Here is a 20,197-nt window from a genome sequence, read left to right as displayed (position 1 = left end):
CCTTGAGACTAGTTAGTCCCGTTTGGTGAGGAAAGTCGAGCCTGTACGGTGACGCCCGTCCCGTCCGCTTCCCGCTCCCGCTCCACCAGCCCGCGCAGCGGACCGGGGACCGCCGCCAGCTCCGCGTACGCACCGCGCTGGACCACGGCGCCGCCGTCCAGGACGAGGACCTCGTCGACCTCTTCCAGACCGGCCAGCCGGTGCGTGATCAGCACGGTGGCACGGCCCTCGGTCGCGGCCAGCAGGTCCGCGGTCAGTGCGTCGGCGGTGGCCAGGTCCAGGTGCTCGGCCGGCTCGTCCAGGACGAGGACCGGGAAGTCCGCGAGCAGCGCCCGCGCCAGGGCGAGGCGCTGGCGCTGACCGCCGGAGATCCGCTCGCCGTGCTCGCCGACCAGCGTGTCCAGCCCGTCCGGGAGCCCCTCGGCCCACTCCAGCAGCCGGGCCGCGGCGAGGGCCTCGCGCAGCCGCTCCTCGCCGGCCCCCGGGGCGGCCAGGCGCAGGTTCTCCCGTACGGAGCTGTCGAAGATGTGCGCGTCCTGGGCGCACAGGCCCACGACGCGGCGCACGTCGTCCCCGTCGAGGGCGCGCACGTCGGTCCCGCCCAGGGTGTACGAGCCTTCGTGCTGGTCCAGGAAGCGCAGCAGGACCTGAGCCAGCGTGGTCTTGCCTGCTCCCGAGGGCCCGACGACCGCGATCCGGCGGCCCGCTTCCAGGGTCAGGTCGAGCCCGCTCAGCGCGTCCCTCTCCTGACCGGGGTGGCGGGCGGCGAGCCCGCTCAGCCGCAGCGGGAAGGGCGAGGCGGGCAGGGCTTCGGGCCGCTCCGGCTCGGCGACCGGGACGGGCGCGTCGATGACCTCGTAGACGCGCTCGGCGCTGCGCCGGACCCGCTGGCGGTACTGGACGGCCTGGGGAAGCCCGCTGACGGCCTCGAAGGCGGCCAGCGGGGTCAGCACGACCACGGCCATGGCCACCCCGGACAGCCGGCCCCCGGCGACGGCGTCCGCCCCGACTGCGGCCGCACACACGACGGTCAGCCCGCACACGAGGGCCGACAGCCCGCTGCCGAGCCCGGTGACGGCGGCCGCGCGGGCCGCGATCCCGGTCAGGGTGCGGTCGCTCTCCTTCGCGGCGGCCTTGCGCCCGCCGAGCGCTCCGGCGACGGTGAGCTCCGCGGTTCCGGTGAGCAGATCCGCCACACGGGTGGCGAGCTCCCCCCGGGCGGGCGCGAGCCGGCGCTCCGTCCGGCGGGCGCAGACCGCGCTGACGAGCGGTACGCCGACTCCGGCGGCCAGCAGCCCGACGGCGAGCACCACCCCGGCCCCGGGCAGCAGCCAGGCGGTGAACGCCACCGAGCCCGTGCCCACGAGCAGGGCGGTGCCGACGGGCAGCAGCCAGCGCAGCCAGTAGTCCTGCAGGGCGTCGGCGTCGGCCACCAGCCGGGTCAGCAGATCCCCGCGGCGCTGGGTGCGCAGCCCCGCGGGCGCGATGCGCTCCAGCCGCTGGAACACCGAAACGCGCAGGTCGGCGAGCATCCGCAGGACCGCGTCGTGGGACACGAGCCGCTCCGCGTAGCGGAAGACGGCCCGTCCCATGCCGAAGGCCCGCGTCGCGGTGACGGCCACCATCAGGTACAGCACGGGCGGCTGTTCGGAGGCGCGCGAGATCAGCCATCCGGAGGTGGCCATCAGCCCGACGCTGCACCCGACGGCCAGTGCCCCGAGGAACAGCCCGAGCCTGAACCGTCCCTGCCAGGCCTTGGCCACGCCCCGTACCCGGCGGAGCGGATCGCCCCCGCCGGCATCGCTGCCGCCCGTGCGGGCCGCCCGGTCCGGGGCGTCCCCGAGGATCCACTCGCCGGGATCGCGCGGCGCCCGTCCCGGCTCCGGCTGCCCCGCCCGCACGGCGGGAAGCAGTGCGGCGGTGGAGGGGCCGGCCGAGGAGGAGCCGGCGGGGCCCGTCCCCACCCGCACGACCCGGTCGGCCAGCGCCAGCAGCGCCGGCCGGTGCACCACCAGCAGGACGGTCCGGCCGACCGCGAGGCGGCGTACCGCTTCCACGACGGCCGCCTCGGTCTCGCCGTCCAGGGCCGCCGTCGGCTCGTCGAGCAGGAGCACCGGCCGGTCGGCCAGGAAGGCCCGGGCCAGCGCGAGGCGCTGGCGCTGGCCGGCGGACAGTCCGACCCCGCCCTCGCCGAGGAGGGTGTCCGCCCCCCGCGGCAGGGCCCGTACGAACTCCCACGCCCCGGCGTCCACCAGCGCGGCGGTCACCTCGGCATCGGCGGCACCGGGCCGCGCCAGCCGTACGTTCTCCGCGATCGTCCCCGCGAACAGGTGCGGACGCTGCGGAACCCACGCGATCCGCTCCCGCCACTGCTCGGGCGCCAGACCCGCCAGGTCCGTGCCCCCGACCAGGACCCGGCCCGCGGTCGGCGTCACGAAGCCCAGCAGCACCTGGAGCAGCGTGGACTTGCCCGCGCCGCTCGGCCCGGTGAGGGCCACGCATTCGCCCGGTTCCACTGTCAGCGAGACGGGTCCGGGGGAGTCCTCGCCCCGGCCCTCGTACCGGACGGCCACCCCGTCTAGCTCGATCCGCAGATCCGCGGCCGGAACGGAGGCCGTCCCCGGCGATGCGGGGACCGGGGTCTCCAGCACCTCGAAGATCTCTTCCGCGGCGGCCAGGCCTTCCGCCGCCGCGTGGTACTGCGCCCCGACCTGACGCAGGGGCAGGTACGCCTCGGGCGCCAGGACCAGGATGACCAGGCCGGTGTAGAGGTCCAGCTCCCCGTGGACGAGGCGCATGCCGATGGTCACGGCGACCAGAGCCACCGACAGGGTCGCCAGCAGTTCGAGGGCGAGCGAGGACAGGAACGCGATGCGCAGCGTGCGCATCGTCGCCTGCCGGTAGTCATCGGTGATCTTGCGGATGGACTCCGCCTGCGCCTTCGCGCGACCGAAGACCTTGAGGGTCGGCAGGCCGGCCACCACGTCAAGGAAGTGCCCCGAGAGCCGGGACAGCATCCGCCACTGGCGGTCCATCCGGGACTGGGTGGCCATGCCGATCAGGATCATGAACAGGGGGATCAGCGGGAGCGTGACCACGATGATCGCCGCCGACACCCAGTCCTCGGTGACGATCCGCGCGAGCACCGCCACGGGGACGACGATCGCGAGCCCCAGCTGGGGCAGGTACTTCGAGAAGTAGTCGTCGAGGGCGTCCACTCCCCGGGTGGCCAGGGCCACCAGGGAGCCCGTGCGCTGCCCGCTCAGCCAGCCGGGTCCGAGGTCCGCCGCGCGCTCCAGCAGCCTGCCGCGCAGTTCGGACTTGACCGCTGCGCTCGCCCGGTGTGCGGCCAGTTCGGTCAGCCAGGCGACCAGGCCCCGGCCGAGCGCCACCGCCGCGAGCAGCAGCAGCGGCGTCCGCAGGGCTGCGCCGTCCAGTCCGTCCTCGAAGGCGCCGACCACGATCTCGGCGATGAGCATCGCCTGGCCGACGACCAGCCCCGCCCCGGCGAGCCCGAGGGCCACCACCGCCCCCAGGAAGAGGCGGGTGGACCGGGCGTACCGGAGCAGGCGCGGGTCGATCGGTTTCACGTGAAACATCCCCCAGGCAGGAGCAGGCGGAGCGGAGCGGAGCGGACTCAGTGCACGGTTCAGTGCACGTCGACGATGTGCTGCGTGCCGATGCGCTTGCGGAACACCCAGTACGTCCACGCCTGGTAGAGCAGGACGACCGGGGTCGCCACGCCGGCGCACCAGGTCATGATCTTCAGGGTGTACGGGCTGGACGAGGCGTTGGTGACCGTGAGGCTCCAGGCGTCGTTCAGCGAGGACGGCATGACGTTCGGGAACAGCGTCAGGAAGAGCATCGCGACGGCCGCCGCGATGGTGACCCCCGACAGGCCGAACGACCAGCCCTCCCGGCCCGCGAGGTTGAAGCCGAGCGCCCCTACCAGGGCCACTACCGCCACGATCATGGCGATCAGGCTCCAGCCGTCACCGCGCGAGACCTGGGTCCAGATCAGGAAGGCGAGCGCCAGGACGGCGGTCACCGCCCCGAGCCGCGTGGCCAGCTTGCGCGAGCGGTCCCGGATGTCACCGACCGTCTTGAGCGAGGTGAACACCGCGCCGTGGAAGGTGAACAGGGTCAGGGTGACCAGGCCGCCGAGGATCGAGTAGACGTTGAGCAGGTCGAAGAAGTTGCCGACGTACTCCATGTCCTGGTCGATCTTCACGCCGCGCACGATGTTGGCGAAGGCCACGCCCCACAGGAACGCGGGGATCAGCGAGGTCCAGAAGATCGCGTGTTCCCAGTTGGTCTGCCACTTGTCCTCGGGCCGCTTGTGCCGGTACTCGAAGGCGACCCCGCGGATGATCAGGCAGATCAGGATGATCAGGAGCGGCAGGTAGAACCCGGAGAAGAGGGTGGCGTACCACTCGGGGAAGGCGGCGAAGGTCGCACCGCCGGCCGTGAGCAGCCAGACCTCGTTGCCGTCCCACACGGGCCCGATCGTGTTGATCAGGACCCGCTTCTCCGTGCGGTTGCGGGCCAGCAGCTTGGTGAGGACGCCGACCCCGAAGTCGAAGCCCTCCAGGAAGAAGTAGCCGATCCACAGAACGGCGATGAGCACGAACCAGACGTCGTGGAGTTGCATGGTGTGGTCTCCTCAGCCTCAGTACGAGAAGGCCATCGGCCGGTCGGGGTTCTTGTCGTCCCCGCCGATCTTGGTCGGCGGGTTGAGGTCGGCCTCGGTGAGCTCGGGCGGGCCGGCCTTGACGTACTTCACGAGGAGCTTGACCTCGATCACGGCGAGCACGGCGTAGAGGCTCGTGAAGCCGATCATCGAGGTGAGCACCTCACCCTGGGAGACGTGCGGCGAGACCGCGTCCCTGGTGCGCAGGACCCCGTAGACCACCCAGGGCTGACGGCCCATCTCGGTGAAGATCCAGCCCCAGGAGTTGGCGATCAGCGGGAAGCCCATGGTCCAGAGCGCGATGATCCAGTACCAGTTCGTGAACTTCGGGCTCAGTGCCTTCTTGAAGAGGACCAGGTGCGGCACCTCTTCCTCACCGGTGCGCAGCCCCGGCGGCAGCATGAACTTCTTGCGGGTCAGCCAGAGCCCCAGCATGCCGACGCCGAGCGAGGCCATGCCGAAGCCGATCATCCAGCGGAAGCCCCAGTAGGCGACGGGGATGTTGGGCCGGTAGTCGCCGGGCCCGTACTTCTCCTGCTCGGACTTGTTGACGTCGTTGATGCCCGGGACGAAGGAGGTGAAGTCGTCGTTGGCCAGGAAGGACAGCAGGCCCGGGATCTCTATGGCCACCGTGTTGTGGCCCTTTTCGACGTCGCCGTAGGCGAAGACGGAGAAGGGCGCCGGCGCCTCGCCGTCCCAGAGCGCCTCGGCGGCGGCCATCTTCATCGGCTGCTGCTTGAACATCACCTTGCCGAGGAGGTCTCCGCTGATGGCGGTCCCCAGACCGGCGATGATCATGACGACCAGGCCGAGCCGCAGCGAGGTCCGCATGACGGGGATGTGCCTCTTGCGGGCCAGGTGGAAGGCCGCGATGCCGACCATGAACGCGCCGCCGACCAGGAAGGCCGCCGTCATCGTGTGGAAGAACTGGGTCAGCGCGGTGTTCTGCGTGAGCACCAGCCAGAAGTCCGTGAGCTCGGCCCGGCCGCGCTCGGCGTTGATCCGGTAGCCGACCGGGTGCTGCATCCAGGAGTTGGCCGCGAGGATGAAGTACGCGGACAGGATGGTGCCGATCGAGACCATCCAGATGCAGGCCAGGTGGATCTTCTTCGGCAGCTTGTCCCAGCCGAAGATCCACAGGCCGATGAAGGTGGACTCGAAGAAGAAGGCGATGAGCGCCTCGAAGGCCAGCGGGGCTCCGAAGATGTCACCGACGAACCGCGAGTAGTCGGACCAGTTCATGCCGAACTGGAACTCCTGGACGATGCCGGTGACGACGCCCATCGCGATGTTGATCAGGAAGAGCTTGCCCCAGAACTTGGTGGCCTTGAGGTACTTCTCCTTTTCCGAACGCACCCAGGCGGTCTGCAAGATCGCGACGAGCGCGGCCAGGGAGATCGTCAAGGGAACGAAGAGGAAGTGATAGACGGTGGTAATACCGAACTGCCATCGCGCCAGGGTCTCTGGCGCCAAAGCTAGGTCCACGTCGTCGTCTCCTTCGTTTCGCCGTGGTCACAGCCGCAGTTTGCCTCGTGTATCCCACTCAATCCGGGAGGAAGCAGGACACGCTTGTGAACGCGTTCACATTCACAAGCATTATGTCGTACTGCTGTCGGCATCTTTGAGGGGGGTCCCCCCTAGCGAATAAATTCAACAGATTGTTGAATGCGAACCATGAAGATTCGATTCCTCTGGCCCGCCGGCCAGCTCACCGCAACGCTCGACGAGACCCCCACCGCCAAGGCGCTCGCCGACGCGCTCCCCATTTCCGCCTCCGCCAACACCTGGGGCGAGGAGGTCTACTTCGACACCGGCGTCTCCGTGGCGCTGGAGCACGACGCCCGGCAGGTCGTCGAGCCCGGCACGGTCGCGTTCTGGACCGAGGGCGACGCGCTCGCGCTGCCCTACGGCCCCACCCCGATCTCCCGCGGGGGCGAGAGCCGCCTGGCGAGCCCGTGCAACGTCCTCGGCTCGTTCGACGGCGACCCCCGCCTGCTGGCCACCGTCCGCGACGGCGACCCCATCCGCGTGGAACTGGCCTGACGCCAGTCCGGGAGCCCTACGGCTCCGGAAAGCCCTACGGCTCCTTGAAGCCTTACAGCTCCTTGAAGAACGCCTCCGCCGTGTGCAGGAAGAGATCGTTCGCCTCGGGCTCACCGATCGTGACCCGCAGGCCCTCGCCCGCGAAGGGCCGGACCACCACGCCGGCCTTCTCGCAGGCCGCCGCGAAGTCGGCCGTGCGCTCACCGAGCCGCATCCACACGAAGTTGGCCTGCGTCTCGGGCACCACGGTCCAGCCCTGGGCCAGCAGCGTCCCGTAGACCCGGGCGCGCTCGCTCACCAGCGACCCGACCCGGCCCATCAGCTCGTCCTCGGCGCGCAGCGAGGCGACCGCCGCGTCCTGGGCGAGCTGGCTGACACCGAAGGGCACCGCGGTCTTGCGCAGCGCCGCGGCCACCGGCTCGTGCGCGACCGCGAAGCCGACGCGCAGGCCGGCGAGGCCGTACGCCTTGGAGAACGTGCGCAGCACGGCCACGTTGGGGCGGCTGCGGTAGAGCTCGATGCCGTCCGGGACCTCGACGTCGCGGACGAACTCCTTGTACGCCTCGTCGAGGACGACGAGGACGTCGGAGGGCACCCGGTCCAGGAACCGCTCCAGCTCGGCACGGCGCACGGCGGTGCCGGTGGGGTTGTTGGGGTTGCAGACGAAGATCAGGCGGGTCCGTTCGGTGATCGCCTCGAACATCGCGTCCAGGTCGTGCACGTCCCCCTCGGCAAGCGGTACCTGGACCGAGGTCGCACCCGAGATCTGAACGATGATCGGATAAGCCTCGAAAGACCGCCAGGCGTAGATGACCTCGTCGCCCGGACCCGCCGTCGACTGGATCAGCGACTGGGCGACCCCGACCGAGCCGGTACCGGTGGCGATGTGCTCGACCGGAACCCCGAAGCGCTCGGCGAGCTCGTTCACCAGGCCCGTGCACGCCATGTCCGGGTACCGGTTGAAGTGGCCGGCCGCCGCGACCGCACTCTCCAGCACCCCAGGCAGGGGCGGGTACGGGTTCTCGTTCGAGGACAGCTTGAACGCGACCGGACCGCCCGCGGCCGCGGGCTTTCCGGGCTTGTAGGTGGGAATGCCGTCCAGCTCGGCGCGCAGCTTCGGGCTCTTCTCGCTCACCGCAGGTCCTCCTCGACCGTCCCGTACGACGTCGCCGTCGACTCAATACTCCTCACCTTATGAGGATTCCGTCCATCCGAGAACGGCAGGCGCCTGGAATGCGGGAGAGCGCACGCATATATGCGTGCGCCGGTGGCCTGCGCCGTGGCGCGCGTCCCTCGTACAGGTGAGTTGAGCAGAGCACGAGAGCGCTCCGTTTTGGCATGCACGGTCCCGTCGGCAAGGGCACCAGACACTCTTCGTGACCAAACGCCTTCATTTCCAAGGTCATTGGGGGTGGCGAACCATGCAGAATCGTGCCTGTCAACGCGTGCATATGCATCCGGACCGCCCTGCCCACCGAGCCCTACTATCGGCTCGCCATGACAGCAGCAGGGAAGCATCAGGTGAGCCGGACCGAGACCACCCGGCGGGCCGCCGGCCGACAAGGCCGGGCCGGCATCAGGGACGTGGCCGCCGCGGCGGGCGTCTCGATCACGACCGTCTCCGACGCCCTCAACGGGAAGGGACGGCTGCCGGACGCCACCCGCCGCCACGTTCGCGAGGTCGCAGACCGGCTGGGCTACCGCCCTTCCGCGGCGGCCCGCACCCTCCGTACCGGCAAGTCGGGCCTCATCGGCCTGACCGTGACGACGTACGGGGATGAACCTTTCACCTTCACCGAATTCGCGTACTTCGCCGAGATGGCCAGGGCCGCCACCTCCGCCGCGCTCGCTCGCGGCTACGCCCTCGTCATCCTCCCCGCCACCTCCCGACACGACGTCTGGTCCAACGTGGCCCTCGACGGCACCGTCGTCATCGATCCCTCCGACCACGATCCCGTCGTCACCGAACTGGTCCGCCAGGGTCTGCCCGTCGTCTCCGACGGACGCCCGGCCGGCTCACTCCCCGTCACCGCCTGGGTCGACAACGACCACGAGGCCGCCGTCCTGGGCCTCCTCGACCACCTCGCCGCCGCCGGAGCCCGTCGCATCGGACTCCTGACCGGCACCACCACCGACACCTACACCCGGCTCTCCACCACCGCCTACCTGCGCTGGTGCGAGCGCGTGGGCCAAGATCCCGTCTACGAGTCCTACCCCGCCCACGATCCGTGCGCCGGCGCCGTCGCCGCCGACCGGCTGCTCGCCCGGCCCGACCGGCCCGACGCCGTCTACGGTCTGTTCGACCCCAACGGCACCGACCTGCTCGCCGCCGCCCGGCGCTACGGCCTGCGCGTTCCCGAGGATCTGCTGCTCGTGTGCTGCAGCGAATCCACCGTGTACGCCAACACCGAACCGCCCATCACCACCCTGTCCCTCAAACCGCGCCGCATCGGCACCGCCGTCGTCCAGCTGCTCATCGACGCCATCGAGGGCGTCGACACGGGCGGACCCGTCGAACAGGTCATCCCGACCGAGCTGATCATCCGTACCTCGTCGCAGCGCAGGCAGCCCCGTACGACCGTCAGTCCGCCCCGATCCCCGGCACAGGACTGACCACCACTCCACCCAACGGCGGGGCCGCCGGCCCCGCCGAGGATTTCAGCAACACCCATATCGGGATAAACCGGTAGGAAGGTCCAGCTCCGACCAGGATTCACCACCCCTGGTGCGTCACAGAGCGCGAGCTGCATTCCTATGATGGGCGCACGACATCACGGACCCTCCGCCCCCGGGCGGGAGGTCCGCAGGTGTACGGCAGCGCGACGGTGGTGGAGGGGTCGATGACTCAGGGGGCCGGTCAGGGACCCGCGGTGCGGACGGACACCGAGCGGGAGTTCCGGTTGCCGGTCGCCGAACCCGCCTCGCATCCCGTTCACCCGGGGGCCGCAGCAGCCGGATCGGGCGGCTCCACGGGGTTCGGGGCGGACGCCCCGGTCTACGGCGAGTACCCCGCGTACTACGACGCGGGCCCGGCTCCCGTGCCCGCGCAGCACGGGTACGGCCACGAAGCCCCGTACGCCGCCACCCTCGATCTCGGGCTCGGGCTCGGCCTCGGCCCCGACGAGCCCGTCGGTGGGCCGATGGGCCACGCCGCCGAGGAGAGCGACCCCGACGGGTACACCCCGACGCAGCGCGACCTCCCCGTCATCGGGCGCGGCGCCCTCGGCGGCCCCGGCGACACCGTGCAGATCCAGTACGTCCCCCAGGAGACCCCGGGCGAGGGCCCCGGCCCTCTCTACGTAGTCGGCGACGTCCACGGGTACATCGACGAACTCGTCGCGGAACTGCAGTTCCAGGGACTCATCGACGCCGAACGCAACTGGTCCGCCGGCAACGCACGGCTCTGGTTCCTCGGCGACTTCACCGACCGCGGACCCGACGGCATCGGGGTCATCGACCTCGTCATGCGGCTCTCCGCCGAGGCCGCCGCCGCGGGCGGCTACTGCAAGGCCCTCATGGGCAACCACGAGCTGCTGCTCATCGGCGCCAAGCGGTTCGGGGACACCCCCGTCGTCTCCGGCGCCGGCACCGCCACCTTCCAGGCCGCCTGGCTCCTCAACGGCGGCCAGCGCACCGACATGGACCGCCTGCAGGACGTCCACATCCAGTGGATGTCCCGGCTGGACGCCGCGGTCCTGGTGGACGACCACCTGCTCCTCCACTCGGACACCACCGCCTACCTCGACTACGGCGACTCGGTCGAGGACGTCAACGACACCATCCACGAGCTGCTCAACCGCAACGACGCCGACATCACCTGGGACCTGTTCCGCAAGTTCACCAAGCGCTTCGCCTTCCGCGACGAGGAGACCGGCCCCCAGGCCGTGCGCGAGCTCATCGGCACCTACGGCGGCAGCCGCGTCGTGCACGGGCACAGCCCCATCCCCTACCTGCTGGGCGAGGTGGGCACCGAGGACGGTGACGGTGCCCACGGCCCCGAGGCCGTGGTCGGCCCGCACGTTTATGCGGAAGGCCTGGCCATCGCGATGGACGGTGGCGTGACGATGGCGGGCAAACTGCTCGTCGTGCAACTCCCGCTGAACGACTGAGGCTTCCCGGAGCTGGGTATTTCCGGAAAGCCCCTGTCGACGTACGGCGTGGGCGCTCTACCATCGCTCTATCCGTAGCAGGCTCTCCTCCGTTTGTGCCGGCGCCCCGTTCTACACGGACATACCGGTCCCCACGGAGCATCGGGGGATGCACATGACCAGCGCTCCGCACCTGCTCACCGAAGACCGACCGGAGTTCGATCGGCTCCTCGACGAGGTGTTGCGCACGGCGAACGCCAGGCCCGAGCTCGCCGCCCTGGGCGAACGGCTGAACGCCGAACAGCTGCGCACCATGGCCATGGGGGCCACCGGGCTGCTGACGGCCGCGGCCGCAGCCGAGTACGACCACTACGTGAAGGTCCGCAAAGAACGTCAGGACGAGATCCTGTCCACCCCCGGCACGACGGGGGAGGAGGGCGACGGGCAGGGCGGCGGCGCGGGCGTCAGCGCCGTGGTCGCGGTCCTCGCACCGGTCCTGGCCGGCACCGCCATGCTGATCTTCCTGCTGGTGGGCTACATCCTGAAGATGATCGAACCCGAACCGGCCTTCGCCGACACGATGCTGACGGCGGGTTGGCTCTTCGGCGGGCTCACCGCCGCCGCCCTGCTCTTCGCCGTGATCGGGCTGCTCGTGACGGCCGTCCGCAACAGTTCCACCGAGGTGGCGGAGGACGAGACCGAGGCCGTACCCGACGAGGTGGCGCGGGCGCGGGAGGCCTGGCGCAACGCCCTGCTGGAGCGGGGCATCGTGCCGTTCCTCCGGGACGCGCTGGCCGATCCCAGCGCGGGGGCCGGCTTCCCGGCACCCCGGAAACCGGGAACCGGGCGCATCCCCAACCTGGGATACACCCGGCCCGACTTCACCAGTCCGGGAGCCCCGGCTGAGGGGCCCCGTCCCGGATACTCGTCTCCGGACTTCACCAGTCCGGACTTCGGAGGCCCGGAGTCCGAGCCGCAGTGAGCGCTACTGGCCGTTCGGCGAGCCGGAGTGGGCCAGGTCACCCTTCCACTCGATGCCCTTGCCGCGGAGTCCGATCGCGGGGTTCGGAGCCGGCAGGAGCTGGGTCCAGGCCTCGTCCCAGATGAAGTTCATGCCGTTCACGTCGCCGTGGGTCTGGAACACCTGGCCGGTCGTGGTCAGCACCTTGATGAACGCGTCATTGCCCCGGGACGCGATGGAGATGCCGCAGGCGATACCCACGGGGAAGCCCGGGTTGTCGTCGGCGTCGCTGATGTTCTGCCAGACCGGCACGCCGCCCGGCGTGGACGCCCGTCCCGCGTAGGCGATCCCGCCCGAGAGGGCGGCGTGGAAGTCCTCGGTGTTCGAGGGCGAGTAACTGTCGATGTCGTTGCAGGGGCCGGTGGCGCCCGTGGCACCGGTGGAGCCCGTGGCACCGGTGGGGCCGGTAGGACCGGTCGCACCCGTCGCACCGTTGGTACCCGAGGCGCCGGTCGCACCCGTCGGACCGGTGGCGCCCGTCGCCCCGGTGGCGCCCGTCGCCCCGGGGTAGCCGCGCGGCCCGGTCGGGCCCGTCGCGCCAGTGACGCCCCTGGGCCCGGTGGGACCCGTCGCGCCCTTCTGCCCCTTCGGTCCGCGCGGGCCCCGCGGGCCCACCTTGCAGTCGTCACCGTGAGCCGCCGCCGGCGCACCCGCTCTGTGTTGCTGCGCCTTGCAGTGGTCCGGACCGCCCGACGCCTCCGCCAGCGCGACCGCCGGAGTCGCCAGGCCCGCCAGCACCAGCGCCACCGAGGCGAGCGTGCTGCCCGTCAGCCAGCCGGCCCGTCGGGGCAACGGCCCCAAGTAGGTACGGGTCTTGTTCTCAGAACTCATGTACCGCTCCTCGCACACACCGGATCGAATCGACCTGCGAAGTCCGGACGTACGACCGGTCTCCGCGGGCCATCCTGGGGACCCAGCCCCTTCCCGTCCGATCGGCACGCCCATCCGTCAGCGGAACGGTGCAGTGCGCACGGCCACTTGGCGGCCTGGAGCACGGCCACACGGGTCTGCGCATGCGCCATGTTTCACGTGAAACAGCCGGCTCTGTTTCACGTGAAACATCGGAGCACTCGCCCCCTAGTCGGCGGACCGGTCTCCCAGCACCCGTCGCCGTTGCCCGACATCCGTCAGGGCCGGGGAGCGCCAGGCACCGTCCGGGTGGTACAGGTTCCGGCCCGGCTCCACGATCTCGTCGATCCGGTCGAGGGTCGCGTCGTCGAGGACCAGGCCGGCGCCCTTCAGCAGCGCTTCCAGCTGCTCCATGGTCCGCGGCCCGGTGATCACCGAGGTGACGGCGGGATGGGCCAGCGGGAAGGCCACTGCCAGCTCGGGCAGCGTGCAGCCGATGGAGTCGGCGAGCTCCACCAGCTGCTCCACGGCCTCCAGCTTCGCGATATTTCCCGGAACCGCGGGGTCGAAGCGGGCCGGGGTCAGCGCGGCGCGCCCCGAGGTCATGTCGATGGTCCTGCCGAGCCGGTACTTCCCGCTCAGGAAACCGGACGCGAGCGGGCTCCAGGTCAGGACGCCCATCCCGTACCTCCGGGCCACCGGCAGCACGCTGCTCTCGATGCCGCGCGCGAGGATCGAGTACGGCGGCTGCTCGGTCCGGAACCTCGGCAGGGCCCACCGTTCGGCGACGTGGTGCGCCTCGACGATCTCCTCGGCCGGGAAGGTGGAGCAGCCGAAGGCTCGTATCTTGCCGGCCCGGACCAGGTCGCCGAGGACGGAGAGGGTCTCCTCGACGTCCGTACCGTGGTCGGGACGGTGCACCTGGTAGAGGTCGATCCAGTCCGTGTCCAGCCGGCGCAGGCTGTCCTCGACGGCACGCACGATCCAGCGGCGGGAGTTCCCGCTGCGGTTGCGGCCCTCGCCCATCTGGAAGTGCACCTTGGTCGCGAGCACGACCTCGTCCCGCCGGCCCTTGAGGGCCTTGCCCACGATCGTCTCGGACTCCCCGGCGGAGTACATGTCCGCGGTGTCCACGAAGTTGATCCCGTGGTCGAGCGCGGCGTGGATGATCCGCACGCACTCCTCGTGATCCGGATTTCCCACCGCGCCGAACATCATCGTGCCGAGGCAGTGCGTGCTGACCTCGATGCCGGTCCCACCCAGAATTCGGTATCGCATGCTCATGGGCCGCACTGTAAAAGTTGGAGCGCGCTCCAGCGCAAGCCCCCGCGACCGCACGGGACCACGACGGCCCGGACCGCCTCCGGAAGATGTCCGGGGCGGCCCGGGCCGCGTCGGTGCTGTCTGTACTACGTCAGGTCAGGCATGCCGGATCACTTGCGCGGCTTGGCCGGGCGGGCGGGACCGGCCTTGAACTCGCCCTTGAACGCGCCTCTGACGAGCACGGCCGGTGTGGGCGTCGTCTGCTGGAGCCACGGCTCGTTCCAGACGAAGGTGTTGCCATTGATGTCGCCATGCGTCTGCCACACGGTCCCGGTCGCCGTCACCACCTTGACGAACGCGTTGTTGCCCCGGGACTCGATCGCGACGCCGCAGACGTTGGCCGGGTAGCCGGGGTTCGCGGGATCGGTCATCGTCGCGGTCGAGTTGGTGAGGTCCTGCCAGGCGATCGCCCCGCCCACGGTGGAGGCCTTCCCCACGTACGTCCTGCCGCCGGTGAGTACGGCCTGGAAGTCCTCGGTGTTCGAGGGCGTGTAGGCGTCGATGTCGGAACAAGCGCCGGTAGCACCGGTCGCACCCGTGGCACCGGTCGCACCCGTGGCACCGGTCGCACCTGTGGCGCCCAGAGCACCGGTCGGACCCGTCGGGCCCGTCGGACCCGTCGGGCCCGTCGCGCCATCGGGACCGGTCGCCCCCGTGGCACCGGTCGCACCGTCAGCACCCGTGGGACCCGTCGGGCCCGTCGCACCGTCGGGACCAGTCGCACCCGTGGCACCGGTCGCACCGTCAGCACCCGTCGGGCCCGTCGGTCCCGTCGCGCCGTCGGGACCAGTCGCACCCGTCGCACCCGTCGCACCCGTCGCACCCGTCGCGCCGGTGGGACCCGTAGCCCCGATCGGCCCCGTCTGGCCGGTCGCGCCCGTGGCACCGCCGGCACCGGTCGCACCGGTCGCGCCCGTCGCACCCGTCGCACCCGTCGCGCCGCTAGGACCCGTAGGCCCCGTAGGCCCCGTAGGCCCGGTCGGACCCGTAGGGCCTACAGGGGGGCATCCGTGGTCGTGTCCGTCGTGGTGCTCGCGTCCCTCGTCGTCGCCCCAGTTGCCGTGACCGTCGTCGTCCCCGCCGCCGCCCCGGTACCTGTCCTGCGGCGGTCCGCCGTGCGGCTCGCAGTCCTCGCCTCCGCCGCCGGCCGACGGGGCGGTGGCTCTCACCGCGGTGACCGCCGGTCTGGCCACCGCGACGACGGGGGTGGCCATGCCCACGAGTACGAGGGAAAGGGAGGCCAGGGCACCTCCCGCGATCCAGGCACGGTTGCGGGGGACGGGACCAAGGCGAAGCTTGGTCTGGTGCTCACGACTCATCTGCGGCGCTCCTTCGGAACGGAATGCGAGCCGGAACGGGTGGCGCCCCGGCTGCGGGTTCGAACGTCCCTGGGACTTACGGACCGCGCCGCCCGGATCTTGAGCCGGCGGGGCGTTTATCAGCAGAACGGCTTATCGGCCGCCCCCGAACGGATGCGTCGACGCCCACCGGGTGGTAGCGCCACCGCGCCACCGGCGTGCCGCCGACCCATCGGCGGCCCCACTCCCTAACGTCGCCCGCGATCCGTCCGACGAGAGGGTGCTGCGGTGAGGCCGACCATCTGTCTGAACATGATCGTCAAGAACGAGGCGCCGACGATCCGGAAGTGCCTGGAGTCGGTGCGCCCCCTGATCGACACCTGGGTGATCGTGGACACGGGCTCCACCGACGGCACCCAGGACGTCATCCGGGACTGCTTCGCCGACCTGCCCGGCGCGCTCCACGAGCGGCCGTGGAAGGGCTTCGACGGCAGCCGCACCGAGGCGATCGAGCTCGCGCGCTCCAGCGCCGACTACCTGCTCTTCATCGACGGCGACGACGAGATGCAGATCCAGTCCGGATTCCGCATGCCGGAGCTGACCCTCGACGCGTACCAGGTGGCGCTGCACGACGGCCCGATCGTCCACTGGCGGCCGGCGCTGGTCTCCACCCGGCTGCCCTGGAGGTACGTCGGCGTGCTCCACGAGTACATCGACTGCGGCGCCGAGTACGGCCGCGACGTGATCGAGGGCTTCAACATCCTCTCCGTCGGCGGCGGGGCCCGCTTCCGCGAAGAAGGGCAGCGGGCGAAGTACCTGCGCGATGCGGAGGTACTCACCGAAGGCCTCGCGAAGGAGCCCGACAACTCCCGGTACGCCTTCTACCTGGCCCAGAGCTGGCGCGACGCCGGAGAGCCCGAGAAGGCGCTCGCCGCCTACGACCACCGGGTGGCCATGGGCGGCTGGGCCGAGGAGACCTACTGCGCGCAGCTCTACGCCGCACGGCTCGCGGTCACCCTCGAGAGGCCGCCGGCCGAGGTGACGGACCGCTACCTGCGGGCGCACGAGAGCCGCCCCTCGCGCGCCGAGGCCCTCGGCGACCTCGCCCGGCTCTGCCGCCTCGAAAGCCGCTGGCCCCTCGCCTACCTGTTCGCCCGGCAGGCGGTTCGGGTGCCCCACCCGGAGGACATCCTCTTCGTCGAGTTCGCCTGGCACGACTGGCGCGCACTCGACGAACTCGCGGTGGCCGCCTACTGGACCGGGGAGTACGAGGAGTCGTTGGACTGCTGCCAACTCCTGCTCCAGGGCGGCAAACTGCCCGCCGACCAGCAGGACCGGGTCCTCGCCAACCTCGAGTTCGCGCGGCGCAAGCTGGGCGTGGGCTCCCCGGCCTTCGCCTGACGTACGCAACGGCGGCCCGCGACTCCCCCCTCGGTGTCGCGGGCCGTCCGTATGTGCCTCAGCGGGAGGTCAGTCCGCCAGCGGCAGGTACACGCGGTTGCCCGCGGCCGCGAACTCGGCGGACTTCTCCGCCATGCCCGCCTCGATCTCCTCGGCGCCCAGGTCGCCGCCGTGCTGGCGGCGGATGTCCTGGGAGATCTTCATCGAGCAGAACTTCGGACCGCACATGGAGCAGAAGTGCGCGGTCTTGGCCGGCTCGGCCGGGAGGGTCTCGTCGTGGAACTCACGGGCCGTGACCGGGTCGAGGGCCAGGTTGAACTGGTCCTCCCAGCGGAACTCGAACCGCGCGTCCGACAGGGCGTCGTCCCACTCCTGGGCGCCCGGGTGGCCCTTGGCCAGGTCCGCCGCGTGGGCCGCGATCTTGTACGTGATGACACCGGTCTTCACGTCATCGCGGTTCGGCAGGCCCAGGTGCTCCTTGGGCGTGACGTAGCAGAGCATCGCGGTGCCCCACCAGGCGATCATCGCGGCGCCGATGCCCGAGGTGATGTGGTCGTACGCGGGCGCGACGTCGGTGGTCAGCGGGCCGAGCGTGTAGAACGGCGCCTCTTCGCAGATCTCCTGCTGAAGGTCGATGTTCTCCTTGATCTTGTGCATCGGGACGTGCCCGGGGCCCTCGATCATCGTCTGCACGTTGTGGCGCTTGGCGATGGTGTTGAGCTCGCCCAGCGTCTTCAGCTCCGCGAACTGCGCCGCGTCGTTGGCGTCCGCGATGGAACCGGGGCGCAGGCCGTCACCCAGGGAGTACGTGACGTCGTACGCCGCGAGGATCTCGCAGAGCTCCTCGAAGTTCGTGTAGAGGAAGTTCTCCTTGTGGTGCGCCAGGCACCAGGCGGCCATGATCGAGCCGCCGCGCGAGACGATGCCGGTCTTGCGGCGCGCGGTGAGCGGCACGTACGACAGCAGCACGCCGGCGTGGACCGTCATGTAGTCGACGCCCTGCTCGGCCTGCTCGATGACCGTGTCCTTGTAGATCTCCCAGGTCAGGTCCTCGGCGCGGCCGTCGACCTTCTCCAGCGCCTGGTACAGCGGCACGGTGCCGATCGGCACGGGAGAATTGCGCAGCACCCACTCGCGGGTGGTGTGGATGTTGCGGCCGGTGGAGAGGTCCATGACCGTGTCGGCGCCCCACTTGGTCGCCCAGGTCATCTTGTCCACCTCCTCCTCGATCGAGGAGGTGACCGCGGAGTTGCCGATGTTGGCGTTGACCTTCACCAGGAACCGCTTGCCGATGATCATCGGCTCGATCTCGGGGTGGTTCACGTTGACCGGCATGACCGCGCGGCCTGCGGCGATCTCCTCGCGGACGACCTCGGGGGAGACGTTCTCGCGGATCGCGACGTACTCCATCTCCGGGGTGATCTCGCCCCGGCGGGCGTACGCGAGCTGCGTGACCGCGGCGCCGCCACGGCCCCGGCGGGGCTGGCGCGGACGGCCCGGGAAGACCGCGTCGAGGTTCTTGAGGCCACCGCGCGGCGAGGTGTGCTTGATGCCGTCGTCCTCGGGGCGCACGGGGCGGCCCGAGTACTCCTCGGTGTCGCCGCGGCTGATGATCCAGTTCTCGCGCAGCGGCGGCAGGCCCCGGCGCACGTCCGTCTCGATCTGCGGGTCGGTGTACGGCCCGGACGTGTCGTAGAGCGTCACGTCCTTGCCGTTGGTGAGGTGGACCTGACGAACCGGCACCCGGATGTCGGGGCGGGAGCCCGCCACGTACCCCTTGTGCCAGCCGGGCTGGCGCTCGGTCTGGCCGTCGGCGTCCTGGCTGACGGCAGGCGTGCGTGCGTCCTGAATGGTCATGAGACCTAATCTCCCTACGCCGGCATTACCCGGTAACAGGTTCGGCGGTCGACGCAGCCTCTTCCCGTACGCATATTCGAATGCGAACGGTGATCAGCGCCCTCTCAGCCCGGTGCTCCGAGCTCCCGCGTTGTGCAAAGTAGCCCCCACGCTAGCGTCATGTGTGGCGTGCTGAACAGTGGGCCCCCTCATCTGTTGCGATGATCAGCCAGTGACGTCCTCGCCGCAGCCCCCCACCGAACCCACGGATCCCGCTGGTCACGCAGGTCACTCCAGCCACGCTGACCACGCGCACGCGGACCCCGGTCACTCGCCCGCCGCCCCTTCCGGCCACTCCCACGGCCATGCGCACAGCCACGGCCCGGCGGCCCCCGTCTCGAAGCACCTGCGCAAGGTGATCGCGGCCGTGCTGATCCCCTTCGCCACGGCCGTCGTGATCGGCATGGTGGTGCTCTGGCCCGGTGGTGCGCCGGGTCACGAGCGCACCGGCGTCGGCTTCGACCGGCAGACCCAGCAGGGCACGGTCGTCGCGCTCCAGCACGTCGACTGCAAATCCGTGAACGCCGCACAGGTACCGCCGACCGGCGACGCCTCCACTCCCGAGGGGCGCGAGGCCATCGCCGCGCAGAACGGCGAGTGCAAGAAGGCCACGGTCAAGGTCGGCAGCGGCCCCGACAAGGGCCGCGAGTTCATCGAGATCATCCAGCCGGGCGCACCACGGCAGTTGACGGACGGCCAGGACGTGGTGGTCGCCTACGCGCCGGACGCGCCCCGGGACCTCCAGTACTCCGTGATCGACGTGAACCGCAAGCTGCCGATGGCCCTGCTCGCCGGCATCTTCGCCCTCTCGGTCGTCATCGTCGGGCGGATGCGCGGACTGTTCGCGCTCATCGCCCTCGTCGTCAGCTTCGCGGTGCTGACCCTCTTCATCCTCCCGGCGATCCTGCAGGGGTCGAATCCGCTGGTCGTGGCCGTGGTCGGAGCCAGCGCGATCATGCTGATCGCGCTCTACATGTGCCACGGACTGACGGCCCGGACCTCGGTGGCGGTCCTCGGCACCATCATCTCGCTGCTGCTGATCGGCCTGCTGGGCTCGCTGTTCATCGACTGGGCGTTCCTCAGCGGCAACACGGACGACAACACCGGGCTGATCCACGGGCTCTACCCGAACATCGACATGAGCGGTTTGCTGCTTGCTGGTGTCATCATCGGATCGCTCGGCGTGCTCGACGACGTGACCGTCACCCAGACCTCCGCGGTCTGGGAACTCCACCAGGCCGACCCGTCGATGGGCCCGCGCGGGCTCTACCGGGCGGGCATCCGGATCGGGCGCGACCACATCGCCTCGGTGGTGAACACCCTGGTACTGGCGTACGCGGGCGCGGCGTTGCCGCTGCTCCTGCTGTTCTCCATCGCGAACAGCAGCATGGGGTCGGTGGCCAACAGCGAGCTGGTCGCGGAGGAGATCGTACGGACCCTCGTGGGCTCGATCGGACTGGTCGCCTCGGTCCCCGTGACGACGGCCCTGGCCGCACTGGTGGTGTCCGCGGACCGCGCGGAATCCCCGGCGGCCACAGCGGCCTCGGGGCCGCTCCGCGGCGGCCGGGGTCGGCGGCGCAAGCGCTGA

The 20,197-nt window shown here is 70.6% G+C and carries 14 protein-coding genes and 1 riboswitch; of the genes, 6 read left to right on the top strand and 8 right to left on the bottom strand.

Annotated features, from left to right (window positions below; genetic code table 11):
* Positions 1-8 precede the first annotated feature (8 nt).
* Genes cydD through ACFWNV_RS03875 form a run of 3 tightly spaced genes read right to left on the bottom strand, consistent with a single transcriptional unit; the run spans position 9 to position 6,175 of the window.
* Positions 9-3,590: a thiol reductant ABC exporter subunit CydD gene (gene cydD / locus ACFWNV_RS03885; protein WP_383940033.1), complete on the bottom strand. Its 3,582-nt coding sequence runs from the start codon at positions 3,588-3,590 to the stop codon at positions 9-11.
* A gap of 59 nt (positions 3,591-3,649) precedes the next feature.
* Positions 3,650-4,651 (bottom strand): cytochrome d ubiquinol oxidase subunit II, encoded by a 1,002-nt coding sequence (gene cydB, locus ACFWNV_RS03880; protein ID WP_383940030.1) that lies wholly within the window; start codon positions 4,649-4,651, stop codon positions 3,650-3,652.
* 18 nt (positions 4,652-4,669) lie between these two features.
* On the bottom strand, positions 4,670-6,175 hold the full coding sequence (locus ACFWNV_RS03875; RefSeq protein WP_383940027.1) for a cytochrome ubiquinol oxidase subunit I: 1,506 nt from the start codon (positions 6,173-6,175) through the stop codon (positions 4,670-4,672).
* A gap of 189 nt (positions 6,176-6,364) precedes the next feature.
* Between ACFWNV_RS03875 and ACFWNV_RS03870 the strand changes: the two genes are divergently transcribed.
* Complete coding sequence (locus tag ACFWNV_RS03870; RefSeq protein ID WP_383940023.1) at positions 6,365-6,733, top strand: cyclophilin-like fold protein; 369 nt, start codon at positions 6,365-6,367, stop codon at positions 6,731-6,733.
* Positions 6,734-6,785: 52 nt separating this feature from the next.
* On the opposite strand, the gene hisC is transcribed toward ACFWNV_RS03870, so the two are convergent.
* Positions 6,786-7,868 (bottom strand): histidinol-phosphate transaminase, encoded by a 1,083-nt coding sequence (hisC, locus tag ACFWNV_RS03865; protein WP_383940021.1) that lies wholly within the window; start codon positions 7,866-7,868, stop codon positions 6,786-6,788.
* A gap of 362 nt (positions 7,869-8,230) precedes the next feature.
* Here hisC and ACFWNV_RS03860 point away from each other — a divergent pair, with 362 nt between their 5' ends.
* The 3 genes from ACFWNV_RS03860 to ACFWNV_RS03850 all read left to right on the top strand — a co-directional run bounded on the left by ACFWNV_RS03860 (position 8,231) and on the right by ACFWNV_RS03850 (position 11,803).
* Complete coding sequence (locus ACFWNV_RS03860) at positions 8,231-9,346, top strand: LacI family DNA-binding transcriptional regulator (RefSeq protein ID WP_214954921.1); 1,116 nt, start codon at positions 8,231-8,233, stop codon at positions 9,344-9,346.
* Positions 9,347-9,573: 227 nt separating this feature from the next.
* The gene (locus ACFWNV_RS03855) at positions 9,574-10,842 is read left to right on the top strand and encodes a metallophosphoesterase (protein ID WP_383940017.1); all 1,269 of its coding nucleotides are present in this window, start codon (positions 9,574-9,576) and stop codon (positions 10,840-10,842) included.
* A 148-nt stretch (positions 10,843-10,990) separates the two neighbouring features.
* On the top strand, positions 10,991-11,803 hold the full coding sequence (locus tag ACFWNV_RS03850; protein WP_383940014.1) for a hypothetical protein: 813 nt from the start codon (positions 10,991-10,993) through the stop codon (positions 11,801-11,803).
* 3 nt (positions 11,804-11,806) lie between these two features.
* Here the strand turns inward: ACFWNV_RS03850 and ACFWNV_RS03845 are convergent, their stop codons facing one another.
* The 3 genes from ACFWNV_RS03845 to ACFWNV_RS03835 all read right to left on the bottom strand — a co-directional run bounded on the left by ACFWNV_RS03845 (position 11,807) and on the right by ACFWNV_RS03835 (position 14,451).
* Positions 11,807-12,673, bottom strand: coding sequence for a hypothetical protein (locus tag ACFWNV_RS03845; protein WP_383940011.1), 867 nt, complete (start codon positions 12,671-12,673; stop codon positions 11,807-11,809).
* Between the two features lie 246 nt (positions 12,674-12,919).
* Positions 12,920-13,969, bottom strand: coding sequence for an aldo/keto reductase (locus tag ACFWNV_RS03840; protein ID WP_383940117.1), 1,050 nt, complete (start codon positions 13,967-13,969; stop codon positions 12,920-12,922).
* A gap of 155 nt (positions 13,970-14,124) precedes the next feature.
* A complete protein-coding gene (locus tag ACFWNV_RS03835; protein ID WP_383940008.1) occupies positions 14,125-14,451 on the bottom strand; it encodes a hypothetical protein in 327 nt (108 codons plus the stop codon).
* Positions 14,452-15,600: 1,149 nt separating this feature from the next.
* Here ACFWNV_RS03835 and ACFWNV_RS03830 point away from each other — a divergent pair.
* On the top strand, positions 15,601-16,713 hold the full coding sequence (locus ACFWNV_RS03830) for a glycosyltransferase (protein ID WP_383940006.1): 1,113 nt from the start codon (positions 15,601-15,603) through the stop codon (positions 16,711-16,713).
* A gap of 69 nt (positions 16,714-16,782) precedes the next feature.
* On the opposite strand, the gene thiC is transcribed toward ACFWNV_RS03830, so the two are convergent.
* Positions 16,783-18,570 (bottom strand): phosphomethylpyrimidine synthase ThiC, encoded by a 1,788-nt coding sequence (gene thiC / locus ACFWNV_RS03825; protein ID WP_383940003.1) that lies wholly within the window; start codon positions 18,568-18,570, stop codon positions 16,783-16,785.
* Positions 18,565-18,709, bottom strand: a riboswitch (TPP riboswitch). Its footprint overlaps the gene before it by 6 nt.
* Positions 18,710-18,781: 72 nt before the next feature.
* On the opposite strand from thiC, the gene ACFWNV_RS03820 reads away from it, so the two are divergent.
* Complete coding sequence (locus ACFWNV_RS03820) at positions 18,782-20,197, top strand: YibE/F family protein (RefSeq protein WP_383940000.1); 1,416 nt, start codon at positions 18,782-18,784, stop codon at positions 20,195-20,197.

This window comes from Streptomyces sp. NPDC058401 (assembly GCF_042722885.1).
Lineage (GTDB): Bacteria > Actinomycetota > Actinomycetes > Streptomycetales > Streptomycetaceae > Streptomyces.
The sequence above is the reverse complement of the archived record's forward strand: the minus strand, read 5'-3'. Positions and strand labels throughout refer to the sequence as shown.